The 25132-nt window shown below is 48.5% G+C and carries 27 protein-coding genes; 12 read left to right on the top strand and 15 right to left on the bottom strand.

Annotated elements, in window-relative coordinates; translation table 11 throughout:
* The first annotated feature begins 142 nt into the window (after nt 1-142).
* Nucleotides 143-1438 carry a cation:dicarboxylate symporter family transporter gene (locus B3S86_RS12500; protein WP_035410792.1) on the top strand — a complete coding sequence of 432 codons (1296 nt, stop codon included), beginning with the start codon at nt 143-145 and terminating at the stop codon, nt 1436-1438.
* 236 nt (nt 1439-1674) lie between these two features.
* Nucleotides 1675-1971: a DUF2089 family protein gene (locus tag B3S86_RS12495; RefSeq protein WP_214852030.1), complete on the top strand. Its 297-nt coding sequence runs from the start codon at nt 1675-1677 to the stop codon at nt 1969-1971.
* Nucleotides 1972-2012: 41 nt separating this feature from the next.
* Here the strand turns inward: B3S86_RS12495 and B3S86_RS12490 are convergent, their stop codons facing one another.
* Complete coding sequence (locus B3S86_RS12490; RefSeq protein ID WP_214852032.1) at nt 2013-2246, bottom strand: DUF4305 domain-containing protein; 234 nt, start codon at nt 2244-2246, stop codon at nt 2013-2015.
* Between the two features lie 21 nt (nt 2247-2267).
* Complete coding sequence (locus tag B3S86_RS12485; protein ID WP_058713945.1) at nt 2268-2960, bottom strand: CPBP family intramembrane glutamic endopeptidase; 693 nt, start codon at nt 2958-2960, stop codon at nt 2268-2270.
* Nucleotides 2961-3180: 220 nt separating this feature from the next.
* Between B3S86_RS12485 and groES the strand changes: the two genes are divergently transcribed.
* The 4 genes from groES to B3S86_RS12465 all read left to right on the top strand — a co-directional run bounded on the left by groES (nt 3181) and on the right by B3S86_RS12465 (nt 6876).
* Nucleotides 3181-3465 carry a co-chaperone GroES gene (gene groES, locus B3S86_RS12480; protein ID WP_023469587.1) on the top strand — a complete coding sequence of 95 codons (285 nt, stop codon included), beginning with the start codon at nt 3181-3183 and terminating at the stop codon, nt 3463-3465.
* Nucleotides 3466-3498: 33 nt separating this feature from the next.
* Nucleotides 3499-5139: a chaperonin GroEL gene (gene groL / locus B3S86_RS12475; protein ID WP_029342811.1), complete on the top strand. Its 1641-nt coding sequence runs from the start codon at nt 3499-3501 to the stop codon at nt 5137-5139.
* A 141-nt stretch (nt 5140-5280) separates the two neighbouring features.
* The gene (locus B3S86_RS12470) at nt 5281-5901 is read left to right on the top strand and encodes a LysE/ArgO family amino acid transporter (RefSeq protein WP_290753101.1); all 621 of its coding nucleotides are present in this window, start codon (nt 5281-5283) and stop codon (nt 5899-5901) included.
* Nucleotides 5902-5937: 36 nt separating this feature from the next.
* On the top strand, nt 5938-6876 hold the full coding sequence (locus B3S86_RS12465; RefSeq protein ID WP_290753099.1) for a HEAT repeat domain-containing protein: 939 nt from the start codon (nt 5938-5940) through the stop codon (nt 6874-6876).
* Nucleotides 6877-6983: 107 nt separating this feature from the next.
* Here B3S86_RS12465 and B3S86_RS12460 read toward each other — a convergent pair whose 3' ends face one another.
* Nucleotides 6984-8774, bottom strand: a complete 1791-nt coding sequence (locus B3S86_RS12460; protein ID WP_290753096.1) for an LTA synthase family protein — start codon at nt 8772-8774, stop codon at nt 6984-6986.
* A gap of 298 nt (nt 8775-9072) precedes the next feature.
* Between B3S86_RS12460 and wrbA the strand changes: the two genes are divergently transcribed.
* Nucleotides 9073-9675: an NAD(P)H:quinone oxidoreductase gene (wrbA, locus tag B3S86_RS12455; RefSeq protein ID WP_035410786.1), complete on the top strand. Its 603-nt coding sequence runs from the start codon at nt 9073-9075 to the stop codon at nt 9673-9675.
* A 61-nt stretch (nt 9676-9736) separates the two neighbouring features.
* Here wrbA and B3S86_RS12450 read toward each other — a convergent pair whose 3' ends face one another.
* The gene (locus tag B3S86_RS12450) at nt 9737-12169 is read right to left on the bottom strand and encodes a HAMP domain-containing sensor histidine kinase (protein WP_290753091.1); all 2433 of its coding nucleotides are present in this window, start codon (nt 12167-12169) and stop codon (nt 9737-9739) included.
* Nucleotides 12170-12384: 215 nt separating this feature from the next.
* Complete coding sequence (locus B3S86_RS12445; protein ID WP_290753295.1) at nt 12385-13398, bottom strand: zinc-binding alcohol dehydrogenase family protein; 1014 nt, start codon at nt 13396-13398, stop codon at nt 12385-12387.
* Nucleotides 13399-13587: 189 nt separating this feature from the next.
* Here B3S86_RS12445 and B3S86_RS12440 point away from each other — a divergent pair, with 189 nt between their 5' ends.
* Nucleotides 13588-14013, top strand: a complete 426-nt coding sequence (locus B3S86_RS12440; RefSeq protein WP_035410778.1) for a hypothetical protein — start codon at nt 13588-13590, stop codon at nt 14011-14013.
* A gap of 71 nt (nt 14014-14084) precedes the next feature.
* On the opposite strand, the gene B3S86_RS12435 is transcribed toward B3S86_RS12440, so the two are convergent.
* The 4 genes from B3S86_RS12435 to B3S86_RS12420 all read right to left on the bottom strand — a co-directional run bounded on the left by B3S86_RS12435 (nt 14085) and on the right by B3S86_RS12420 (nt 17167).
* Nucleotides 14085-14597 carry a PCYCGC domain-containing protein gene (locus B3S86_RS12435; RefSeq protein WP_214852058.1) on the bottom strand — a complete coding sequence of 171 codons (513 nt, stop codon included), beginning with the start codon at nt 14595-14597 and terminating at the stop codon, nt 14085-14087.
* Nucleotides 14598-14673: 76 nt separating this feature from the next.
* The gene (locus B3S86_RS12430; RefSeq protein ID WP_290753084.1) at nt 14674-15591 is read right to left on the bottom strand and encodes a metal ABC transporter substrate-binding protein; all 918 of its coding nucleotides are present in this window, start codon (nt 15589-15591) and stop codon (nt 14674-14676) included.
* Nucleotides 15588-16433: a metal ABC transporter permease gene (locus tag B3S86_RS12425; protein WP_290753081.1), complete on the bottom strand. Its 846-nt coding sequence runs from the start codon at nt 16431-16433 to the stop codon at nt 15588-15590. Before B3S86_RS12425 ends, B3S86_RS12430 begins: the two co-directional genes overlap by 4 nt.
* A complete protein-coding gene (locus tag B3S86_RS12420; RefSeq protein ID WP_290753078.1) occupies nt 16430-17167 on the bottom strand; it encodes a metal ABC transporter ATP-binding protein in 738 nt (245 codons plus the stop codon). Before B3S86_RS12420 ends, B3S86_RS12425 begins: the two co-directional genes overlap by 4 nt.
* Before the next feature lie 231 nt (nt 17168-17398).
* Here B3S86_RS12420 and mgtE point away from each other — a divergent pair, with 231 nt between their 5' ends.
* On the top strand, nt 17399-18751 hold the full coding sequence (mgtE, locus tag B3S86_RS12415; protein ID WP_035410763.1) for a magnesium transporter: 1353 nt from the start codon (nt 17399-17401) through the stop codon (nt 18749-18751).
* Nucleotides 18752-18808: 57 nt separating this feature from the next.
* Here the strand turns inward: mgtE and B3S86_RS12410 are convergent, their stop codons facing one another.
* The 3 genes from B3S86_RS12410 to B3S86_RS12400 form a co-directional block, all read right to left on the bottom strand.
* Nucleotides 18809-19459 (bottom strand): hypothetical protein, encoded by a 651-nt coding sequence (locus B3S86_RS12410; RefSeq protein WP_290753072.1) that lies wholly within the window; start codon nt 19457-19459, stop codon nt 18809-18811.
* Between the two features lie 13 nt (nt 19460-19472).
* Complete coding sequence (locus tag B3S86_RS12405) at nt 19473-19802, bottom strand: potassium channel family protein (protein WP_035410757.1); 330 nt, start codon at nt 19800-19802, stop codon at nt 19473-19475.
* 381 nt (nt 19803-20183) lie between these two features.
* Nucleotides 20184-21017: an SDR family oxidoreductase gene (locus tag B3S86_RS12400; protein WP_290753067.1), complete on the bottom strand. Its 834-nt coding sequence runs from the start codon at nt 21015-21017 to the stop codon at nt 20184-20186.
* A gap of 127 nt (nt 21018-21144) precedes the next feature.
* On the opposite strand from B3S86_RS12400, the gene B3S86_RS12395 reads away from it, so the two are divergent.
* The 3 genes from B3S86_RS12395 to B3S86_RS12385 are packed head-to-tail and all read left to right on the top strand — an operon-like array spanning nt 21145 to nt 23404.
* The gene (locus B3S86_RS12395; RefSeq protein ID WP_290753064.1) at nt 21145-21900 is read left to right on the top strand and encodes a DeoR/GlpR family DNA-binding transcription regulator; all 756 of its coding nucleotides are present in this window, start codon (nt 21145-21147) and stop codon (nt 21898-21900) included.
* Complete coding sequence (locus B3S86_RS12390; RefSeq protein ID WP_290753061.1) at nt 21897-22946, top strand: Gfo/Idh/MocA family oxidoreductase; 1050 nt, start codon at nt 21897-21899, stop codon at nt 22944-22946. Before B3S86_RS12395 ends, B3S86_RS12390 begins: the two co-directional genes overlap by 4 nt.
* Entirely contained in the window at nt 22934-23404 is a 471-nt protein-coding gene (locus B3S86_RS12385; RefSeq protein WP_290753058.1) for a heme-degrading domain-containing protein, read from the top strand. Before B3S86_RS12390 ends, B3S86_RS12385 begins: the two co-directional genes overlap by 13 nt.
* Before the next feature lie 394 nt (nt 23405-23798).
* On the opposite strand, the gene B3S86_RS12380 is transcribed toward B3S86_RS12385, so the two are convergent.
* The 3 genes from B3S86_RS12380 to B3S86_RS12370 form a co-directional block, all read right to left on the bottom strand.
* Nucleotides 23799-24278 carry a DMT family transporter gene (locus B3S86_RS12380; protein ID WP_214724201.1) on the bottom strand — a complete coding sequence of 160 codons (480 nt, stop codon included), beginning with the start codon at nt 24276-24278 and terminating at the stop codon, nt 23799-23801.
* Between the two features lie 12 nt (nt 24279-24290).
* Nucleotides 24291-24719, bottom strand: coding sequence for a DMT family transporter (locus B3S86_RS12375; protein WP_035410744.1), 429 nt, complete (start codon nt 24717-24719; stop codon nt 24291-24293).
* A 65-nt stretch (nt 24720-24784) separates the two neighbouring features.
* Nucleotides 24785-25102: an ArsR/SmtB family transcription factor gene (locus tag B3S86_RS12370; RefSeq protein WP_290753053.1), complete on the bottom strand. Its 318-nt coding sequence runs from the start codon at nt 25100-25102 to the stop codon at nt 24785-24787.
* Nucleotides 25103-25132: the final 30 nt, after the last annotated feature.

The following is a 25132-nucleotide window of genomic DNA, read 5'->3' as shown; positions in this document are numbered from 1 at the left end:
GATTTTGGACGTTTTTTCGTACAGAATTCGGTTTTGTACTATAACAGATGGATTTGACAATGTGCTGTATTTAGGACAAAATTCTATTTATGTTCCACTACATGTAGGATACAAGTAAGACGGATGTATAAGGAGGAAGCGTATGACAACTACGAAACGTAAGCCCATTGGCCTTGCCTGGCAGATTTTAATCGGCTTGATTCTCGGGATCACAGTCGGTGGTGTATTTTATGGGAATCCCCATGTCGCGGAGTGGCTCAAGCCAATCGGTGATATCTTTATCCGGATGATGAAAATGATCGTCGTCCCAATCGTCTTTACGACGATCGTCCTCGGTGTCTCATCGGTCGGTAGTCCGAAGAGTCTCGGACGTCTCGGCGTCAAAACACTGGGTTACTTCACGATCGTGACGATGATCGCCATCTTCACGGGGCTATTTGCAGCCAATCTGATTGAACCAGGTGCTGGCATTAATATGTCGACATTGGATAAAACGGATATCTCATCATATGTCGCAACGGAAGAGACGACAAAAGACGAAGGACTCGTCGAAAAAATCGTCAATATCGTACCGACGAACATTCTCGATGCGATGGTTCGCGGTGATATGCTCGCTATTATTTTCTTCTCAGTCTTATTCGGACTCGGTGTCGGTTTTGCAGGAGAGAAGGGTCAACCGGTCATTCGTTTCTTCGAAGGTGTCGCAGCAGCAATGTTCAATCTCGTCAACATCGTCATGAAGTTCGCACCAATCGGTGTCTTCGCCTTGATTGGTGTGACGGTCTCGACGTTCGGGATTGACTCGCTTGGTTCGTTATTCAAGCTCATCGCGACATTGTATGTCACAGCGCTTCTCTTCATGATCATCGTCTTCGGCGGCATCATGAAGTGGGTTGGTGTTCGGGTCTCAGACTTCGTCCGCGTCTTCAAGGATGAATTGCTCTTGACGTATTCGACAGCCTCTTCAGAAACGGTTCTTCCACGGATCATGGAAAAACTCGAGAAGATGGGTGTGCCGAAATCAATCGTCAGCTTCGTCGTACCGACGGGTTATTCGTTTAACCTCGATGGATCAGCACTCTATCAAGCACTTGCTGCCTTGTTCATCGCACAAATGTACGGGATCGACCTCTCGATCGGGACGCAGATCACACTTGTCTTCGTCTTGATGCTGACATCAAAAGGAATGGCTGCCGTTCCAGGCGTTTCGTTCGTCGTATTGCTCGCAACACTTGGTACGGTCGGTATCCCGGCGGAAGGACTTGCCTTCATCGCGGGGATTGACCGAATCATGGATATGATGCGTTCCGTCGTCAACGTTACAGGAAACACGCTCGCTTCACTCGTCATCGCGAAGTGGGAAGGTGTTCTTGATGAAGACCAACTCGATACGTTCATGTCGACAGAAAATAAGAAAGACGACATCCGCAGTGCGTGATTGTCGTAAGTATGGGGAAGGACTGAATCATCAGTCCTTCTTTTTTGTTTGCGAAAATGGATTAGGGTAGTTACTCGTCATTGGTATTGTTGCAGTCTGTATCGTACAATTTTACTTAGCAAGATTTGAAAGAGCTTAGAGTCCCACCATTGGACTCGGGATTTATGGCTATTAAGAAACAGTACATACACCGTGGTCGAGATTTAGTATTTATTAGAGAGAGGTGAGGGAATACGATGGAACGACAAGACGTGCCCGCTTGGGTACTAGCACTCGAACAGGAGCATCTCGAGTTCATCCGGAAGTTCGTCTTGAGCTCCGGTTCGTTGAAGGATATGGCAGCTGCCTATCAAGTATCCTATCCGACTGTCCGGGCGAAGTTGAACCAGTTGATTGAGCGGATTGATTCGGTGCAACAGGAAGATGTCGAATTCATCAATATGATCAAGAACTTGGTCTTAGATGAACGGTTGAGTCTTGATGTGGCGAAAACGATCATCGATTCTTACCGCAAGGGTCAAGCGAAAGAATAAGCCAAAAAACGAGATTCCCGCCTGACGGAAATCTCGTTTTTTTATTGTTTATCGTTCTTTTTATCCTGTTCCTTCTTGATCATCTTCTTTGCTGCTGAGCGGAAGCGGAAGATCAAGTAAAGACGATAGAAGTCGATTGCGGCGAACAAGGTCAGGAGGATCGTCCAGAAGTTGAAGACCGTTCCTGCCTCGACTGAGTTGTTGTAGGCAAGAAACATGAAAAGAACACCAAAGATGGCATAGAACAATGCCATGAAGTTCGAGCTTTGACGCATGAAAACACGACCTTTCGTAAATTAAGACATCGCGTAGATGGCGAGTACGACGATTCCGTTGTTAAAGACATGAATGGCGATCGGAGCAAGAATCCGGCGCGTCTTGACGAAGACGAGGGAGAAGACGAAACTCATCGCGACATAGATTAAAAATTTGTTGTCTTGGTGGATCAGGGCAAATAAGCCGCCCGTCAGGATGAAGCTAAAGAAGAAACCGAGCTTCGATGAGAGATTGCCGAACATGATGTGCCGGAACAAGAACTCTTCCATGATCGGTCCAAGCAAGACGACCATGACTTGCAGGAGCGGGATGACTTGAATCGCTTGAATGATTTGATCCGTATTTTGCGATTTCGCGACATTTTCGATCCCGCCTGCCATCCAGGCATCGATCAAATTGACGCTGATCAAGAGTGCATACAAAAGCGCAATCCCGATCCCGATCCATTTTAGTGTATCCATCGGATCGGTTTGACGTCCTTCTGCCTTCCATTTCTGCCAATCAGGACGCAGACAGTAGTAGGAGACGATGACGGCGACCGTGAAGCCGATCGCGAGCCACCAACCGGCGACGTCAGCAATGACGTTCTTCGGAAGGAAATACTGGAACGAACCCGGAACCAATTGGACGATCAGATAGATGATGATCGGGATGACGTGACGCTTTTGCCACTTCTCCGCCATCAGAAAAGGCAGACTGATTGGATTTTTCATCGTACAGGACACAACTCCTTTGTAATGAAGGTACTGTCCCGATTGTAACAAACAAACGGTCTTGGCGCACGATTGACGATGATTCAAAGGTGTCGATTTCGGGAAAACGGATAAAGGTTCAGGCTTGAATTCAAGAGAGAAAGCGTATAAGATAAAAATATGTTAGCACTCAACGAAAGTGAGTGCTAAAAAACAATCATTTTCAAGGAGGATGTTTCGCATGTTAAAACCACTTGGTGATCGCATCGTGATCGAAGTCGTTAAAAAAGAAGAAACAACACTCGGAGGAATCGTTCTTCCTGGGTCAGCGAAAGAAAAACCACAAGAGGGTAAAGTCGTCGCTGTCGGTACTGGCCGTGTAACAGAGCAAGGCGTACGTGTACCACTTGAAGTGAGTGTCGGAGATCACGTCATCTATGCACAATATGCCGGTTCGGAAGTCAAAGTCGACGGCAATGAATACTTAATTTTACGCGAAAGCGATATTTTGGCAGTAGCCGAGTAATTCAGTCAATCATCTATAAGGGGGATTTCAGTCATGGCAAAAGAGATTTTATTCAGTGAAGAAGCACGTCGGGCAATGCTCCGCGGGGTCGACGCATTAGCGGATGCAGTTAAAGTCACGATCGGACCAAAAGGACGCAACGTCGTCCTCGAGCGAAAGTTCGGTTCACCACTCATCACGAATGATGGCGTGACGATCGCGAAAGAAATCGAACTCGAAGATCACTTCGAGAACATGGGTGCAAAACTCGTCGCAGAAGTTGCCTCGAAAACGAATGAAATCGCAGGGGATGGTACGACAACAGCGACAGTCCTCGCGCAAGCGATGATTCGGGAAGGTCTCAAAAACGTCACAGCGGGCGCAAACCCGATGGTCATCCGTAAAGGAATCGAAAAAGCGGTCCGTCGTGCCGTCGAAGAGTTGCACACGATCGCAAAACCAATCGAAGGTAAAGAAGCGATCGCCCAAGTCGCAGCGATCTCAGCAGCGGACGAAGAAGTCGGTCAATTGATCGCAGAAGCAATGGAACGTGTCGGTCAAGATGGTGTCATCACGATCGAAGAATCACGCGGCTTCACGACAGAACTTGACGTCGTCGAAGGGATGCAATTCGACCGTGGTTACGCATCACCATACATGATCACGGATTCAGACAAGATGGAAGCGGTCCTTGAGAACCCGTACATCCTCGTCACGGACAAAAAAATCTCGAACATCCAAGAGATTCTTCCAGTCCTCGAGCAAGTCGTCCAACAAAACAAACCACTTCTCATCATTGCAGAAGACGTCGAAGGCGAAGCACTTGCGACACTCGTCGTCAATAAACTCCGTGGTACGTTCAACGCGGTAGCAGTCAAAGCACCAGGCTTTGGTGACCGCCGGAAAGCAATGCTTGAGGACATTTCAATTGTCACAGGCGCAGAATTGATTACAGAAGACCTCGGTCTTGATCTGAAAGAAACACAAATCACGCAACTCGGTCGTGCGTCGAAAGTCGTCGTCTCAAAAGACAACACGACGATCGTCGAAGGTCACGGACACGGCGATTCAATCGAAGCACGTGTCGGGACGATCCGTGCACAAATCGAAGAGACGACAAGCGACTTCGATCGTGAGAAATTACAAGAGCGTCTGGCGAAACTCGCAGGTGGCGTAGCAGTCGTCAAAGTCGGAGCAGCAACCGAGACTGAGCTCAAAGAACGTAAGCTCCGGATCGAAGATGCACTCAACGCGACACGCGCAGCAGTCGAAGAAGGCATCGTAGCAGGTGGGGGAACAGCTCTCATTCACGTCACGAAAGCTGTCGAATCGATTCTGTCGGTCTCAACAGGCGACGAAGCAACAGGTGTCAACATCGTTCTTCGTGCACTTGAAGCACCACTTCGTCAAATTGCGGAAAACGCAGGTCAAGAAGGCTCAGTCATCGTCGAGCGTCTCAAGCATGAAGCACCAGGAATGGGCTATAATGCGGCAACGGACGAATATGTCGACATGATCGAGACAGGAATCGTCGACCCAGCGAAGGTAACGCGTTCAGCACTTCAAAACGCGGCATCCGTTTCAGCGATGTTCTTGACGACGGAAGCTGTCATCGCCGATAAACCAGAACCAGCCGGATCTGCTCCTGCAATGCCTGATATGGGCGGCATGGGTGGAATGGGCGGAATGATGTAAGACATTTCATCTAAAAGTACCGAATCCTAGTAAATAGGGTTCGGTACTTTTTGTTTGCGATAGTATACTTAATAGTTGAAAGAATTACATAAGCACCACTCATCAGTTTAGAAATACAGATAATGAAAGAGGAGACGTCAAGTGAATGAAATTTTAAAAGGTATAGTAACATCGGGTACACTCATCGTCGCAATCGGCGCTCAAAATGCGTTCGTCCTTAAACAAGGTTTACTTAAAAACAATATTTTCTGGGTGGCGCTAGTATGTTTTTTATGCGATGTGTTATTGATGTGTGCGGGCGTACTGGGAATCGGTACCGTCATTAAGAATAATACGTTTGCAAATGTTGGTCTTGCGATTGTCGGAGGACTATTTCTTCTCTTGTATGGATTTAAATCTTTTCGTAGTGCATTTTCGTCATCACATACAATGGATGTTTCAACAGATTTTAAAATCATTCCCATTCATAAAACAATTTTAGTTACATTAGCAATTACACTTTTAAATCCACATGTATACCTAGATACGGTCGTTGTCATCGGTGGTATAGCTGGGACTTTGACATTTGATCAAAAAGTCAATTTCTTAATTGGAGCCTTAGTTGCCTCGTTTGTCTGGTTTTTTGGCTTAGGGTATGGATCGAGATGGCTCATTCCTGTTTTTAAACAACCAAAAGCGTGGAAAGTACTAGATTTTGGAATAGGATGCTTAATGTTCTGGCTATCGTATCAATTAATTCAGTTTGCTTTAGAACAAAGTTAAATAGATATTTAAATGGTTAAGGAGCAACTACAAGATATGAAGGACGATGAGATTTTATATTTAGTTGAACAGATGTCTGATGAAGAATACCTCTATCATGAAGAAGTGAAGTGCTATACGAACGAAGGCTCACCATCCGACCTGGCTTATGAAAGAGTCCATCATTTTAGGGACGCGAATATGCTTCCGATATTGAACACTTTACTCGACAAAGTGAAACAAGCAGAACAAAAACAACATCTTTATTTTATGATTGGAACGATTGGTGTGAATTCGGGAGATGTTCGTGCAGGGATGTTATTGCTTGAAAAACTGGAGCAAGAAACAAAGCCGAGTCTTCTCGAAAGTATCTTAGAAGAAATAGCAAAACAACGATGCATTCCTGATACAGAACGAATCGTAAAATACATAGACGATTCTCGGTCGTCTGTTCGAGAAGCTGCGATTCAAGCATTGCGAGCCTGTCGAGATGAGATAGCAGAGGATGCGCTAATTCGTTTGATTACGACATCAAATAACTCTTTTGATATCATGAGTGCTAATTTTGTTTTAGCCACGATTGGAACAGAGCGAGCCGTTCCTTATTTGACTCCTTTATTGGATCATTCGCGAGGAGATGTGAGACATTCGGCTTTAGTTGCACTAAGTAACCTTGGTGATAAATCACATCTCCCGATTTTTGTGAACGGATTAGAAGGTAGATCCGGCAATGTTAAGGAATATGCATTAGTCGCAATCGAGCGACATGGTGATGAAGTAGCGATTGAACCGGTAATCAAACGTTTACAAATATTATTGAAGCGAAAGCGACAGATACAGACAGATGAAGTCATAATCGCTCTTCGATTTTTATATCGATACCAGCATTCCTCTCAGGCGATTCCTAAACTATTTCATTGGATCATTCAAACAAAAAAAGAACTTTTGTTTGACGAAGAATGGCAATGGCTCGAAGACCATTTTACTTTCTACTGATGGGCTCGAGGGTAGGTGGAGATAACGATCAATAAACAAGCCTGACTTCTCACTAGACGTGAAGAAGGTCAGGCTTGTTTATTTTAAGAAAATTAGATGCTCTTTAATTACTCCAGTTCATTCTCCTCAATAATCTTATCCGACAGCTTTAACTGCTTACTCACATCCTTCACTTGATTTCGACAGAACTTCATCTCAATCTTTTTCTCAGTCGATACGTCATAGCAGGTGCCTTCGCCTGATGCTTTCGTCAAATCCGCTTCATAGTAATAGTCTTTATAGCGGAACGAACCATCACGGAAGCCCGTCAGATTCGGTTTGTCGTCGATGAGGGATTGCCCCATCATATAGGACGTTTTGAGGTTTAATAGATCAATGATCGTTGGTGCAATATCGATCTGTCCGCCGTTTTCTTTCATGACCCGACCGGTTTGTTGGTCGGGTTTTTTGATGAAGAGCGGGATGCGGCGCTCGAGTTCGAAAGCTGCAACCGGAGACGAAACATCCGCTTTTTTGCGCATCTCGCTGCCTTCATTGACGAGTCCGCTATCGTGATCGCCATAAAAGATGACGAGGGACTGGTCCCAAAGATTGCGTTGTTTCAACTCATCGATCATCTTTCCGACACCGGTGTCGACGTAATGGACGGTCTGATAATACCGTTTCAACATTGGATCCTCATATCCGGACAGATCAAGCGTCTGATCTTCCTTGTCGATCTCATACGGTGTATGACTCGTCAACGCGACTAAAAACGAGAAGAACGGTTCTTGCAACGTCTCCATGTGATCAATCGATTCGAGGAAGAACTGTTGATCGTTCAGTGCCATGCCGATCTTTTTTTCTTTTGAATAATCCTTTTGGCTGAAGAAGTGCTTAAAACCGATGTTCTTGTAGACATCGTCACGGTTCCAGAAGCCTTTCTCGTAAGCATGCATCGCTGCCGTATCGTATCCATTTTTCTCAAGTAATGCAGGGAGCGGCTCGAATTCATTCGTCGGATATTGCGTATAAACGGAACCTGATTTCAACGGGTAAAGCGATGTGTTCGTGATGAACTCAGCGTCCGAAGTTCGTCCTTCATGTGTCTGGTGGTAAAACGACGAGAAGTAGAGCGATTCCTTCTTCAACTGATTCAGGTTCGGCGTCACTTCTTCGCCATTAATGGTCTGGTCGATGACAGAAGCCTGGAACGACTCGAGTTGCACCAAAATGATGTTCGGTGTCTTTTTCGCACCGGTCGGATTCGTCTGCTCCTTTTGGTTGATGCGCTGTTGCTCCTGAGCCGTTAGTCCGTCGCTCGGTCGCCCGGTCACACCTTTGAAAGCGTCCCACCCGTGATAACCCCAAAAGCCGAACAGATAGTAGTCACGCATATCGGAGATCGCTGCGGTCGGTTGACGATCTTCCGTTAGCGTCCGGTACGTCAGCAGCGAGGCAGACAAAATAATGCCACTGACTGCAAGGAGTCCAGCTGTCCGGCGTCGTGTTTGCGCTGTCGCCACTTCCGGTCGTTTGCGGAAGACAAAGAGCAGTACCATGAAAATCAAACTATCAGCGAACAAGAGGAAGTCTTGCGGTACGATCAAGGCAGTGAAGCCGCTACTAACGTCACTCATCTGCGTCATCTGTGAGAGGAGCGAGACGGAGAGGAAGTCCTCGAAGTAACGGTAGTACCACATGTCGGAAGCCAGCAGAAAACTGTGCGCTAACAGTAGACCGAGCCAGACCCAGCGGCGTTTATTCCACGGAATCAGTAACGTCCAGCTCGATAGGATCAGCATGCCAGCAAGATTCATCAGTGTTAAATGAAGCGAAAGGTCGGTTTTTGTAAAATAACTAAATAGCATGAACTTCAGCATGCCAAGTAACAGATAAAGGGTGTAGCGAATCGCCATGGTCAGTACTCCTTACGTGTGTCGTCAATCGGTCTTTACCCTAAACGGCAAATCGAGGAACGCATAGATGTGGGAAGTATACAATCTGAAGGTGAAATGGCGATTGTTTCTGAATCAGGCAAAAATAGAACTATTACCAAGACAGGAAGTCATGTTCGCTCGTTTCATGAATTAATCGAGGAATTGGTTTGAATTTCCTCTTGAATTCAAACAATTGACGTTAATTTGCGCGGAAAGCGGGAATAGAAAGCGTGTACGTCCATCGTCCGTCACTGTCTTTTAAAAAAGGAGCGAAGTCATGTCAAACGTGAAACTAGCGGTCATCTATTACAGCGCAACCGGAACGAACCATCAACTTGCCTCATGGGCAAAAGAAGCGGGAGAAGCAGCAGGGGCGGAAGTCCGTCTTGCGAAAATCAAGGAGACAGCCCCAGCAGAAGCGATCGCTTCGAACCCATTGTGGCAAAAGCATGCGGAAGCCACACGTGATATCGAAGAAGCGACACCGGATCTACTCGACTGGGCAGATGCGATTATCTTTAGCGTCCCGACACGTTACGGTCATGTCCCAGGACAATTCCAACAGTTCCTCGACACGACAGGCGGACTGTGGGCACAAGGCAAACTCGTCAATAAAGTCGTCAGTGCGATGTCGTCGGCACAGAATCCGCATGGCGGTCAGGAAGCGACTGTTCTCGCAGTTTATACGACGATGTTCCACTGGGGTGCAATCGTTGCGGCACCAGGTTATTCGGATCCTGTCTTGTTCGCAGCGGGCGGAAATCCATATGGTACATCGGTCACTGTCGACCAAGACGGTAACATGGTTGAATCAGTCGAACCAGCCGTGCGCCATCAAGCGAAACGGACGGTTGAAGTGGCAAGCCGTCTTAACTCATAACATTACCTAATTCAAAAAGCGCCGGAATGCTGATTCGCATTCTGGCGCTTTTTCGTATGCATCATGTGTTTTGTGTCAACGGAAGTTCGACTGTGAACGTCGAGCCTTGTCCTTCGATCGACTCGACATGGATTTCTCCATCATGTCCACGCGCAATTTCGCGACAGATCGAGAGCCCAAGACCAGTACCGCCGATTTGACGGGTGTCCGAATTGTCAACACGATAGAATTTTTGGAACAGGTTACTCATCGCAGAAGCCGGAATCCCGATACCCTCATCTTGAATCGCGACCGTGACACGTGACGCGTGTCGCGTCAGTTGAATATCGATCGTTCCACCAGCTGGTGAGTATTTGATCGCATTGTTGATCAGGTTACTGAATAATTGGCGAATCTTCTTCGCATCCCCTTCGACGATCAATGGTTCGACGTTTCGTAATATTTCAATCGCATGGGAAGAAGACGACAGACTATGCAACTGTTTCAAATCCCGAATCATCGCGACGATATCGAACGGTGCCATCTCATATTCCTGACGGTTTGCTTCCATCCGTTGCAAGTCGAGGAAGTCATTGATCAACAGCGAGAGACGTTCTGTTTCCGAATGGACCGCTTCGAGATACTTCTTCTGTCGTTTCGGTGGTAGGTCACGCTGAATCATCAGCTCAGTAAAGCCATAGATCGACGAGAGTGGTGTCCGCAGTTCGTGTGAGATCGTCGAGACGAGTTCGTTTTTGATCCGGTCAATCTCGACTTCATTCGTCACGTCACGTAAGACGAGTAGAATCCCGCGGAACTGTCCACCATAATGAATGCTCTCGGAGTACGTCTTGATGAAGCGTCGCTCGTGATCGATCGAGAAGGTGGTTCCTTCACCGATTTCTCGTTTCACGAACGTCTTTTTCAAGTAACGTTCGAATTCCGGTAGTTGGTCGACGCGATGCTTGAGTTGAACGACAGACGGAGTGATGTTCATCAGCCCATTCTCATCGAGACTGTCATCAACCGGATGGTCAAACAGATCGAGCAATGGTCGGTTGATCAACTGGATGTCACCTTCTGGTTCGATATAGACGATCGATTCACGGATCGAGTTCAACAGTCGCGCTGTTTTTTCCCGTTCGCGTTCAATCTCGTCGAACGTCCGCATCCGTAGGAGTGACAACGCTAGCTGACGCGCGAAGGCAGCGAGTTCTTCTTGCTCGTAACGATCAAACCGATCTTGATTACGGGACAAGAATATATAGGCGATGATCTCATTTTGACTCGGATCAAGAACCGGTGTGACAGCGCGCGCGACTTCATCTTCGAACTGCGTATGCGGTCGTTTGTCTTGTCGCGACTCACGTAATAACGGCTCAATCGTTGGCATCCAATCTTCGACTGTGAGCGGTGTCTGCGGATAAAAGACGATATCGATCACTTTCGTACCATCTTTGAAAATCAAGGCACCTTGTGTCGCATTCGTGATTTCAACCATCTTTTGAATGACGGCAGGATAGGCACTGATGCTATCACGCGACGCTAGTGTCTCCGTCAATTGATTACGTAGCCGTAAATGGGACTCGTTCCGTTGCGTCAGTTTCAACGCATCTTCGAGAGTGACGTTCGTCGACATCAATTGGTGTTTGTTTTCAATCAAGGCTGTCGCCATCTGATGGAACGATTTACTCAATTCACCGATCTCGTCAGCACGGTTCAGTGGAATCAACGGTAACGTATGCTCACCACTTGCAAGGAGCTTGCTCTCCTTGCTGAGAAGGTGGATTTGTCGCGTCGTCCGTTCGATGAACGGGCGGACGATCAGCAAGATGACGAGGAACAACACGATCAGGTTGACGAGCCAAATCCACTCAGCGTACTTCGTCTGCGTGACAAGCTGTTCTTTTGCACCGAGTTCTTTCGCGCGGAGACTACTCCGGTAGTTCGTGAACGTACTCTCCATCGTGTTGACACTTTTACGCATCGTTTCACTGTTCGAGGCATTCATCTTGAACTTCCGATTCGGGTCCCGAGGTACTTGTGGCATCATCGCTTTTAGACTCGGCATCTGCAGGAAACGCTCGTCAATCGTGCCCGATTGCTTTGCTTGGACGTATTTAATCAAGCTGGGCATGACGAAATTGGTATAAGAATTATAGAGCGACCGGATATCAGACGCATAGATTTGATCCGCCTTGTAGAGACGATTCTTTTCAAACCAAGCCGTCTGTTGTTCGAGTGATGCCTTCTTTTCATCAATCACGTCGAGCACGGCGTCATCTCCGAAGACGATATAACCCCGCATCTCGTATTGAAGGGACTGCCAATCGTCCCATAGTTTTGTTGCGCGATCTTCGCGCATGCTGATCGCATCGAGCTGTTGTTTGGCATCCATGACTTGGTGGTTCGTATAAAAATAAGCAGCCAAGGAGGAGACGGATAAGGTGATAAGGATTAAGTAAAATGACGACATGATCTGTCGGCTGATTTTTTGATTGAACCATTTTCGCATATGGATTATGGATGCTCCTTTGTACATGTGAGTCGAGGGTCGATTAGATGTATTACGTTGGAATATTTGTTACCGTAATCGTACATTTTTTAGACGAATAAATATAGTCATAATGTATAAAATATCTTCAAAGTAAGAGATTCACGTTCACAAGAAAACAAAGAACGACAAAAAAAGCAGGGTGGGAGCCTGCTCCCATCCTGCTTTGATGTCCATTAATGATGTTCAACGACAATCTTTCCAATCGTTTTTCCACTTTCGACGAGGCGGTGTGCTTCTTTTAGATTGTCGGCGTTCATGCCGATCAATGTCTGTGTCACCGTCGTCTCGAGCGTATGCTCTTCAATCCAAGCTGCGACTTGCGTTAGAATCTCATGCTGACGAATCATATCATCTGTCATAAACAGCGGGCGCGTGAACATGAATTCCCAGACGAACGTCGCACTCTTTTGTTGGAGCGCACTCAAATCGAGTTTTTGATCCGTCTCGACGATACTACAGATTTTTCCTTGCGGTGCGATCACATCGACCATCGCTTCAAAATGTTGGTCCGTCGCATTGAGACAGAAGATATAGTCGACGTATTTGTAACCGAGAGCTTCGAGTTGAGGACGGAATGCCTCGTGGTGATTGATCGTATGATGCGCGCCGTGTTCCTTCGCCCAATCAATCGTCTCGTCGCGTGACGCGGTACCGATGACCGTCAATCCAGCGTGATTCGCAAGTTGTGTCGCAATCGAACCGACACCGCCAGCGGCTCCGATGATGAGGATTGTCTTCTTAAGATTCGACTTAGCATCAAACGTCAATCCGAGACGATCGGTCAATGCTTCATAGGCTGTCAGCGTCGTCAACGGGAGAGCAGCCGCTTCACTGAACGTCAACCGTTCCGGTTTTTTAGCAACAATTCGTTCATCGACGAGTTGGAAGTCGCTGTTTGATCCAGGGCGCTGAATTGCACCAGCGTAATACACTTCATCACCGACTTGGAAGAGGGAGGCATCATCGCCGACTTCAACGACGACTCCCGCTGCATCATAACCGATGACCTTCGGGGCGTCTTCGTCTTTCCCGTGGGCACGGACTTTCGTATCGACCGGGTTGACGGAGACAGCTTTGATCTCAACTAAGAGATCGTGTCCTGTTGCTTCTGGTCGTGGTAGTTCCAGATCAATCAGACTATCTTGTTCCGTTAAAGGTAAGTGTCGGTGGAAACCGACAGCGGACATATTCGACATCAACAATCATCCTTTCCAGATAGGAATCGTTTCTCTCCATCTGTTCCACGCCCGCTCGGTCTTAAAACCAGTTGCGAAACTTTGAAAACGGATTCCCCTTCTGTCATCAACGGAAGAATGCTGGATAGATATGGTAGCATATGAGAGTAGCTATCCATTTTCGAGAAGGAGCGATTTTGTATGTATGACGTCATCTCTCTACCGGCAGGAACGACTCAAGTCACGATTGAACGTTACCTCGTCCATGCTCATCCGCACCCCCGTCCGTATCGACCCGCGCGTTTGATTGCCTTACGTCAAAGTGGTGGCGTCATGCATCGACTGTATCGCACGGAGCGGGAAATCGTGCTCTCTCCGCACGAGGCACTCGCCCCACAAGTCCAGCGGCTCTCGTTCTCGCAACAGGAGCGTGTCCTTGCGTATATCGAAGAACGTCGCGCAAGCTTTGGTTTTGATGAAGGGGAGGAATACAAATTTTACTTACTCGAAGTAGCATATGAACTTCGTCACTTACCACGAACGGATCGACCGATTCGGGCACATACGTACTATCAACTGGATGAGCTGTTGTCGGGTCGACCGCTCGTCTTGCGAGCTAGAAGTTAAGAACGCTCCACATGAGATAAAAAAACAGTCCGCCTTTCCTTACGTTCATCGCGAGGAGGGCGGACTGTTTATTAAAGTGCTGGCGTTGGCGTCGGTGTGACACCGGTCTTCGCATAAGTTTGATCGATTGCAGTCCGAATTTCCTTGACGGAGCTACCTTTTTGATAAGCGACGATCGACTGTGCCGCGATATCGAGACACGTACCACACGTAATGCCGTGCGTCGTCCAGGTCGTTGACGTAGCGTTCTGTTCTTCGATGAAGCAGTCATAGTTGCTCGTATGACCCGCAGATTCACCACAACCGCAATAACATGGCATCTTCTTCAATAAATCGGGATGTTTAGCGACGGAGCGATAGATTGTTTGAATCGATTGATCCTGCTCATCGAGAAAAGCAGGTAACGTGTCCGGTCCCGCGGTCTTCTCGAGTTGATCATCGGCACCGTGACTGGCATGGTCAGCGTGATCTTCGTGATTCGTGTGTTCTGTTTTTGGAGTATCCGTCTGTTCAGCCGTCCCGCATGCAGCGAGCAACAGGCTGAGACTAAGTGGAAGTCCAAAACGATACAGTCGTCTTTGCATAGTCGGCCTCTCTTTCATTGTCTTACCTTCATTATAAGGAAAGTAAAACGATGAAAGCATGACGATTTATTGACGCTTATTTCGTGAGTGCTTGTGTGATCGTCTTGATGTTCGCTTGCATCATACTGTAGTACGTGTCGCCGTCTTTACCCGGTGCTCCGAGCGAGTCGGTGAAAAGTGTGCCAGCGATCGGAACGCCGGTCTCACGAGAGACAGTCTCCATACTCCGCCGGTCGACGCTTGTTTCGACGAATAGGACAGGGATGTCTTGCTCCTTGATCGTATCGACGATCCGGCGGACTTGTGCCGGCGTTCCTTGATTATCCGAGTTGATCTCCCAAATATAATCCGCTTTGACGTCATAGGCAGTTCCGAAGTATTTGAAGGCACCTTCACTCGTGACGAGGTGACGTTCTGCTTTCGGAATGTCGGCAAACTGCTTTTTCGCTTCCTGATCAAGCGTCTGCAGTTGTTTGATGTAAGCCTCGACATTTTTCTCGTAGTCCGCTTTGTGCTTCGGATCTTCCTTGATCAATGCCTGCTTGACGTTTTCGACGTATTGAATGCCGTTACTCACATCGAGCCAAGCATGCGGATCGGTTTCTGATTCCTTGCCTTTCGTCGTCAGGTACTTTGGTTCGACGCCTTGACTTAAACGATAGACTGGCGCGTCAGACGCGTCTTTGCCAGTCGTTGCCCGAAGTTTGTCGAACCAAGCACCGCCGGCTTCAAGATTCAGACCGTTATAGAAAACGACATCCGCATCCGCCATCGCTTGTACGTCTGCCGGAAGTGGATCATACTCATGCGGATTTGCCCCAATCTTAACCATGCTGTGAACATCAACGTGTTCACGACCAACTTCGCGGGCGAGATCAGCGAGGATTGAATACGTCGCAACGACCTTCAGCTTTCCGTTATCTTCTGCTGGTGTCGAACAAGCAGCAAGCAAGACTGTGCTGAGGAGGACGAACAGGAAAAATTTTAATTTCATACAGTAGACTCCTTTCGTTTCCGGTGACGCATCAGACCGTGACGTGGTGAAAAGATGAAGACGAGTGCGAACAGCGTCGTCGCGACGAGGACGATCGATGCACCAGAGGATAAATTGTAGGTGAAGCTGAAATACAGTCCGACGATGGCGGACAGCGTACCGAAGCCTGCTGCTAGGAACAGCATCCGCGAGAGATGGTTCGTCAGTAAATACGCTGTCGCAGCTGGTGTGATCAGCATCGCAACGACGAGGATGATGCCGACCGTCTGAAGGGAAGCGACGGTGACGAGTGTCAGCAATGTCATCAATCCATAGTGAATCCAGCGTGTCGATAGTCCATAGGCTTGCGCCATTGTCGGGTCAAAGGAACTGATCAGCAACTCTTTGTAGAACAAGAAGATTCCCCCGAGGACGATCAATCCGATGATGACGGTCATCCACATATCGCTCGGACGGACCGCGAGGACGTTGCCGAACAAAATGTGATAGAGATCGCTACTGCTGCGCAAGAACGAAATCAAGATGATCCCGAGGGCGAAGGCGGACGTGAAGAGGATGCCGATCGCTGTGTCGTTCTTGATGCGACTGTTTTGGCTGACGAAGCCGATTCCAAGTGCCGTCACGAGACCTGTGACGATGGCACCGATCAAGAAGTTGATCCCGAGTAGATAAGAAATCGCAACACCAGGTAAAACGGCGTGCGAGATTGCATCACCCATTAACGACATCCCGCGTAAGATGATGAAACAGCCGATCACGCCGCAGATGATGCCGACCATGACGGCGGTGATCATCGCTTTTTGTAAGAACTCATACTGAAATAATGCCTCAATGAACGTCATCCTTGTCCCTCCTTACGTCGTTCGAATAGCGGTAAGCCATACGCTGGTTCGAGCCACTCCGGCGTCAAGATATCAGACGGAGGACCGACAGCGATTAGTCGTTTGTTCAACAGCATCAACGTGTCGAAGTAGTCCTCTGCTTTATGCAGATCATGGTGGACGACGACAATCGTCCGCCCTTCGGCTCGGAGTGTCCGTAAGAGTTCGATGATCATCTGCTCACTGGCGACATCGATACCGACGAACGGTTCGTCCAGCAACAGTAGTTCTGCTTCTTGGGCAAGGGCACGCGCCAGAAAGACCCGTTGTTGTTGTCCGCCTGACAGTTCACCGATTTGCCGTTCGGCATGATCGGACATACCGACGCGTTCGAGACATTCCATGGCGAACGCTTTTTGTGCTTTCGATGGTCGTTTGAATAAGCCGAGCTTCGGATAACAGCCCATCAACACGACATCCTGCACACGAACCGGGAAGTCCCAATCAATTGCACTTCGTTGCGGGACGTATGCGACACGTGACCGGACAGCTTCGAGTGGTTGATCGAGTACGCGTAACTGCTCGATCCGAGCCGGGATCAGACCGAGGATGGCTTTTAAGAAAGTGGATTTACCGGCACCATTCGGTCCGATGATACCAATCAGCGAAGCGACCGGAAGACGGACGGATACATCGGCGAGTGCATGGGTATCAAAATAGGAGACCGTGAGACGGTTAACATCAAGGGCGTACATGAATGCTCACTCCTTTGGTTTTATGGTATAGAGAAGGAAAGTTTCCTTAGGGCAAAAAGTAGATTAAAAATTTTTGATGATTCATTACTAGAGAAAGATTCGGTCTACTAATAATGTTTCCTTAAGGCAAACTTTAAAGCCGTGAGAAACAGTTGTCAACTGTTTTTCGATATCGATCGCGAATCAACTCGTGCTAAGATGAAAAGGCAGAATCGTATGGGGGTGAGGAGATTGCGTCAGACAGCAGAACAACAATGGAAGTGGCTATTGCTCGATGCGCTTGCGAAGGAAAAGCGAGAGCAAGCACAGCAAGTCATCGAAGAAGTCTATCCGTATGACATCGCGCAAGTGTATGAAGAATTAGGAGAAGACGATCAAGCACGACTCCTCGATTATCTCGATCACGAACGATTGGCAGATGTGCTTGAGGAGCTCGAAGGAGAGCAACGTCTTGCCGTCTTGCGTCGTTTAGACGTCGAGCGCGCCGGGCATGTCCTCGATTTAATGGAAAACGATGATGTCGCGGATTTACTGGAGGAACTGGGACCAGAAGAAACTGACCGTTTGCTTGGTAGCATGCGGACAGACGAGGCACTGATCGTCCGCAATCTCTTGACGTATCCACCGGAGACGGCAGGGCGTTTGATGACGAACCGGTTCATCTGGGTGGGAGAGGATTTCACGGTCGGTGAGACGGTCGAGAAGATGCGTGACTACATCGAATACTCGGAGACGATCAATTACGTGTACGTCGTCAATCAACTCAGTGAACTCGTCGGTGTCATCTCATACCGGGACGTCATCTTAGCTGAAAATACGGAACGAATCAGCGATGTCATGGAGACGAAGGTGATTCGGGTCGCAGCAGAGACCGATCAGGAAGAGGTCGCGCAATTGTTCGAACGCTACGATCTCGTTTCGCTACCGGTCGTCGAAGGCGATGTTCTCGTCGGATTGATCACGGTCGATGATGCACTCGATGTCTTACGGGAAGAAGCGAATGAAGACATCGAGAAACTCTCAGCATCCGGTAAATCAATTGATTTCGAGACGAAGCCGTGGATTGCTGCAACCCGGCGCTTGCCATGGCTCGTCTTGTTACTGTTCATCGGGCTCGTCTCCGGATCGATCATCAGTCAGTTCGAAGAGACGCTTTCAAAAGTTGTCGCGCTCGCCTTTTTCATGCCAATGATTGCTGGGATGACCGGAAATACCGGTACCCAATCGCTCGCGGTCGTCGTCCGTGGATTGATCACGCGTGAAGTCGATAAGCGGGTCGCGACGCGATTAATCCTACGAGAACTTTGGGTTGGTTTGATCATTGGTGTCATTTGTGGCGTCTTGATTGCTATCATTGCGTACGTCTGGCAAGGAAGTGCCGTCTTAGGTCTTGTCGTCGGCAGCTCACTCGTCATCACGCTGATTTTTGGAACACTGGCTGGAACGATCATTCCGCTCATCTTACATCGCTTAAAGATCGACCCGGCGATTGCGTCCGGACCGCTAATCACGACGTTGAACGATATCTTGTCGCTCCTCGTCTACTTCGGGATCGCGACCGCGTTCATCAGTCGCTTGATGTAAAAAAAACCGAACCGATTCGCCTTCTCTTCAAGAGAAAGGGAATTGGTTCGGTTTTTTTCATGCATTCTCATGCGTCGTGCGAATCCAGACCGCCAGTGGACCAACGTCGTCAAAGCCTGCTTCGAGCGCCGTGATCAGGTGATCACCGTATTCGTATCCGACGAGCGGTTGACCGGGGAAGTGTGCGGAGCACAAGCGTGCGATATCATCCCATAAGCGTTCATCAAGATAGTCGGAACTAACGTACATCAATCCGGTCGTCGTTTGGTTCGAGTAGGCGATGCAACTTGCCTGTTGTGCTTCGCAATAGAAAAAGCGGACGTCCGGATGTTGCCATAACGATTCCGGTAACTCCGGTGTCGCTTGGATTGCTTGGAAGCGAGTAAACTGCGTGGCATCCGTGACGACAGACCAATTGACGGGAAGAGGGCGACGATCGAGTATGGCGGGACGGGTCATCCATTCCGCTGTGAACAGGTGACTGAGACCAGCGCTTGAGAAATCATAGCTCGCCGTACAGTCCTTGATGCTGTACACGTCTGTCGCATTAATTCGCTGATGAGGAAGGCGAACCATCAGTTCCGGATAATAACTTGGAACGCTTCCTTTAGCGAGCCAGGTCGATTCGGTTTCTGTCACCTGGCATCCGACTTGTTCACAAACAAGGCGACACCAATCGAAATTGTTTTGGATGGCAGATTGACGCATATTTGATTCCCCCTTAATCCTCTTCCGGTTGTTTAATCAAAACGTATGACAAGGTAGCAATTAACGTCAAGAACAACCCGCAGCCGATCGTGATATACGCCATCGTGAAGACCTTACCGAGCGTCGTCGTCGGGATGAATGTCGGATGCCCGACCGTACTCAGTGTCGTGATGCAAAAGTAAAGCGCATCGATGACCGAAAGGTTTTCTTCCGTACTGTAGAAGATCGTCCCAGAGACGAGTGTCAACAAACAAAGAATCAGTAGTCCGCGGAAGTAAGACAAGTGAAAGGCGCGGCGCAATCCCTTGAATAGGCGTGAAAAAATCGTCAGTACAGATATCATCGAATCTCTCCTTTAAGATCGGTGCGTCGAGTCCATCGTATCATGAATGAGATAATCATTCTTTCCGGCATGTTTGACACCATCTATCACCTGATCAACCTGTAAGTTCAAGCGAAGAGGCATTTTTCTTGAATGGAGGAAGAACATCCCATAAGTAAGCGAACGTGAATAAGCTGAGCAGTTAGTGTTGCGGATGTGATGGAGTGCGTAAAAATATATCAATCGACATATAGAACATGATGAAGGTCGGAATCAGATAGACGATCGTAAAAAGAAACAAGGATGGCATGCGTTCCGCTCTTCGAGATGATTTTTAGATAGATAGTCTCAGTATAGTGGGCGCAGATTGCTTAGGCGGATTGAAATTTTAAAAAAGGGGAATTAATCGAGATTCAATGTCAGCCGTCGTATTTTAGCGACACCTTCGAGTCCTGACGGATCATGATGCGTCTTATGGGCGACGAAATGTTCATCGGCTTCCGTCGTCCGGATTCGTAACGGACGTTCGTCACGGTGGACGACCTCGAAGATCACCTCAGCCAGAGCTTCTGCCGATTGGCGGTCGGCATGCCGCGTTCGGTACGTCTGCAAATAAGCCGTGATGATCGGTTTGAAGTCGTCTTCGTGTAAGCCACCCGTCCGTTCAAGTTGATCGAGAACATTTGCGGTAAAGTTCGTCTCGACGGCGGCCGGTTCAATCAGGGTGACGTCGATATTGAAGTACGGTTTATAGTAGGTCGCAAGACTTTCGAACAGCCCTTCGATCGCAAACTTACTGGCACAATACAATTCATTCATCGGTTGACCGACGAGACCACTGACGCTTGAAGTCGCGAGTAAGTGACTACCTTCCGGTGCTTGTTTGAGTAAGGGGAGGCAGGCTTCAATCGTTCGGATGACACCGAAGACATTCGTTTCGAAGAGTTGCTTGATTTCATAACTTGTCGCTTGACCGAGTGCGCGCAGTAAACCATGACCGGCGTTGCAGAATACAACGTCCAGGTGATCGACCTCTTGTTCGATTTTCCGGATGGCTGCCTTCACGCTTGTTTCATCTGTGACATCGAGCGACAAGAAGGTGAGCGTCGGTAACGACACAGTCATCTCACCCGGACTCCGAACACCAGCGTAGACAGACCAGCCGGTTTCCGCAAACCGCTGCGCCGTCGCCAGACCGATACCGGAAGAAGCACCCGTGATCAATATCGTTTGCATATCAATTCCTCCGTTCTGAAAGTAGTTGTCTTCTATTATTTACCCGAATTATCATCGAATTATTTGCAATAAAATTGCATATAGTAATGAAAAAACTTAATATAAAGAAAAAAGGAGGTAGGAATCGATGGGGCAAATCGAACGGCTGCAACAGATGCGGGAATGGATCAAGACGAGTCCTGAAATTTCGCTGGATCAACTGATGCAGGAGTATCAGATTTCACGAGATACCGCACGTCGTGACGTCATCGTCCTCGAACAAGAAGGGGAGATCATTCGTGTTAAGAATGGATTAGTCCGTGCTGGTGGGACGCTTGCATATGAACAGCGGACAGAGAAACCGGAAAAACGGCGGATCGGACAGCGCGCGGCGCGTCACGTCCAAGCGAATGATCGCTTATTGCTCGACGCTGCAACGACGGTATCTGAGATGGCACGGGCACTTCCACCGTATTCACTACAGGTCATCACGAACTCACTCGATATCGCCGATCACGTCGGAGCGCGGAGGGATATTGAGCTGTACGTTACGGGAGGGCGTTTCGACCGGCATGCGCGAAGCTTGAGTGGAATCAAGACGGCAGACGACATCCTGAATTATCAAGTCGATTGTGTTTTTCTTGGAGCATGTGGGTTGACGGAAGAAGGACTTTTTGCGGAACAACTCGAAGAAGCGGTCGTAAAGAAAGCGATGATTCGAAGTGCGACCCGTGTCATCGTCCTCGCGGATCATACGAAATTCAATAAACGCTTTTTGCATAAAGTCTGTGATTGGGGACAAATCGATATGCTCGTCACCGATCAAGTACCAGACGCAACGTGGCAAGAACGATTAGATCATTATCATGTCGATCTCGACGTGACAGAGGAGGAAACAACATGAACCCGATTCAAACGACGCTCGTCGGATTTGGTTTTTCAGCGGTGACGTTTCACGTTCCGTTCTTACAGGCATTACCGACATTTGAAGTGACGCAAGTCGTCTCGAGTCGACCGGAGCAGGTGGCACAACATTTCAGTGAGGCGATAGTCGTCGCGACACTCGCTGAAGCTTTGCAAGATGAGAATACGGAACTTGTCGTCATCACGACACCAACGGCACTGCATTTCGAAATGGCAAAACAAGCGATCGAAGCAAAAAAGCACGTCTTACTCGAAAAGCCGGCCGTCGTGACGATCGAAGAAGCACTGGCGCTGCAAACGTTAGCAAAACAACACGGGGTTCAAATCGCCGTCTATCAAAACCGTCGCTTTGACGGGGACTTCCTGACACTTGAACAATTAATGGAAATGAACGAAATTGGGGACTGGCAAGTCATTGAGTCACGCTTTGATCGCTATCGCCCGGTTGTTCGAGAGCGTTGGCGGGAACAAGCGGGTGATGGTGCCGGCATCCTGTTTGATCTCGGCTCACACTTACTCGATCAAGCACTTGCCTTGTTTGGAGAACCGGATGCTCTGACGGGCGATGTTTACCTGCAACGTGACGGTGCTGTTGTCGATGACGGTTTCCATGTCACGCTACATTACGGTACGCGGCGTGTCATTCTTCGCTCGGCATCCTTCATCCAAGGACCGACACCGCGTTTTGAGTTCCATGCGACACGCGGCAGTTACATCAAATACGGAATGGATCCACAAGAAGGACGGCTTGCGAAAGGTCATGCTGTCGATGGACAGCTCGGCGAAGATGAAGTGGACTCCTATGGCTATCTCCAGATCGCCGATCAGCCAGTTGAGCGCCTCGCGACACTTCCAGGCAGTTATGCGACGTTTTACGAACAGTTGGCGGAAGGACTTCGCGGTGGACGGGTACCTGTCGATTTACGCGACGCTGAAAAAACAATGCGCTTGATTGAAGCAGTGCGCATCAGCAGTGATGAAGGGCGACGCCTCTTACGAAAGGAATGGGATGCATGGAAGAATTGAAAGTGCTGCTTGCGGAAGAGGAAGAACTCGTCCTGACGTCACTGACGAATACGGAAGCAATCGGGATGGGACATGAGTTGATCGGACGGGCGATGAAGAAAAACTTGTCGATTGCCGTTGAAATCAAACGGAATGGGCAGCGTTTATATTACGCGGCGCTCGATGGTACGGCACCGGATCAAGAAGAGTGGATTCGCCGGAAATCGAACGTCGTCTTGCGACATGGCTATAGCTCGCTGTACATGCGTCGGTATAATGAGAGCAAACATCGCTCGTATCATACGATGTATGCTGTTTCTCCAGCCGATTATGTCGATGCCGGTGGGTCGTTCCCGATCCGGATCGAAGGAGTCGGTGTCGTTGGTACGATCACCGTTTCCGGTCTATCGCAGGAAGCAGATCATCGTCTTGCGACGGAAGCGTTGCGCTTACTTAAGAGACAACAGCTGGGGCAATAAGGTATTTATAAAACACAAGTGTTGATTCTCGTGCAAGACTTCGCTTTCCACGGGCGGAAGGCGAGCCTCCTCGCCGCATTCGCGCCTACGGGGTCTCACCCATTCCGCTTTTCCCGCAGGAGTCTTCGTCTTGCACGTTCATCAACGGATCATTCGACACGAAAAAACCGAAATGCTGAAGTGAATATACTTCAGCATTTCGGTTTTTTATGTTCTATTTTGATAGATCATGAGAAACAGCAGGACTCACGTTGTTCACGCGACTCCTACAGGAAAAAGCGCAAGATCTTGCGCTGTCAGAGACAAACAAGACCCGTGTCGGCTGTCTGTGACAGTCGAGACTGGCTTGTGTCTCGCCTGAGGAAAGCGCGTGAACGAATCGTGAGGACAATCGTCACGATGCAATCGAATCAGATGAAGCCGACACGTCTTTGCGTGTGTTCCCGCGATAGACGAAGTAAAGCGCAGCAAGCATCGCAAGCAGACCAAGCAGACGTTTTCCGTCGAGCGGAACGACGACGCCACCGAACGCACCGATGTGATCAATGACCATACCTGCTGCGAGTTGACCGATGACGGTCGCGATACTAGCTGCCGTGACACCAATCTGCGGAACGGCAAGAATCGTCAGGAATAGATAACTGACGCCGAACAGGACAGCACTTAGTTGCCAACGTGGTGCTTCGAGCAAGAGCAATACGTTTCCTTGACCAAAGAACAGGATGGCGAGTGCGAGAATCAGCATCCCCGTGAAGAAGGTCAGAAACGTACTTTCAAGGGCACCAGCCTTTTGACTGAAGGCACCGTTGATGGACGACTGTGCGCTCAGCATGACGCCACCGAGTAATGTAAAACCAAGTAATAAAATATTCACGAGCGAACCTCCTTAAAAGATAAGAAATAGGGCGACGAGCATCAGAGCAGAAGCCATTAGCTTGTCGCGATTGATGGGACGTTTCGGACTACCAAGCCAACCGTTATGTTCGATGACCATACTAGCGACCATTTGACCGAGAATGACACTGATCATGGCGAGACCGACACCGACGAGCGGGATGCTGATGATCAAGATCGTCAAGTAGATGCTACCGAGTAGACCACCGAGCAAGGTCCATTTCGGTGCGCGGAATGTATAGCCGAGTGAACCCCTTCCGAAGAAGAGGACGATCAATCCGATGATGATCGTACCGGCGAAGAAATTATAAAAGCTACTTTCGAGTTTTCCGACGAAGTTCCCGAGCTCACCATAGATTGCTCCTTCGACACTTAAAGCGATACCCGCAAGTAACGCGAGTGCGTAATACACGATTTTCAACAGAATTCATCCTTTCACGAATCTAAATATCGAGAAATGACGATATGTAAGGCGAGGAGAACGGATCAAAGTTCTCCTTTGAGGTACGATGCAAGCTCCTGGATTTTTTCTTCATTTCGCCGGTAATACGTCCATTTGCCGTGACGTTCGGATTCGAGCAATCCGACTTTTTGCAACATCGTAAGATATTGGGAGACGGTCGATTGAGATAAGTTCGCCTTCTCTTGGATATCTCCGACGCAAATGCCTCCCTTGTCCGACAAATTCGTCGCGAGATGGGCCGTCGGCTTATTGAAATGAGTCTCGGGATCCTTGAGCCAGCGTAAGATATCAAGACGTACCTCGTTCGATAATGCCTTGAATAGATCCACTTGATTTGTCATACGCTTAAACTAATCGATGATTCTCGATAT

The organism is Exiguobacterium sp. UBA3968 (genome assembly GCF_002385115.1).
Taxonomy (GTDB): domain Bacteria; phylum Bacillota; class Bacilli; order Exiguobacteriales; family Exiguobacteriaceae; genus Exiguobacterium_A.
The sequence above is the reverse complement of the archived record's forward strand: the minus strand, read 5'-3'. Positions and strand labels throughout refer to the sequence as shown.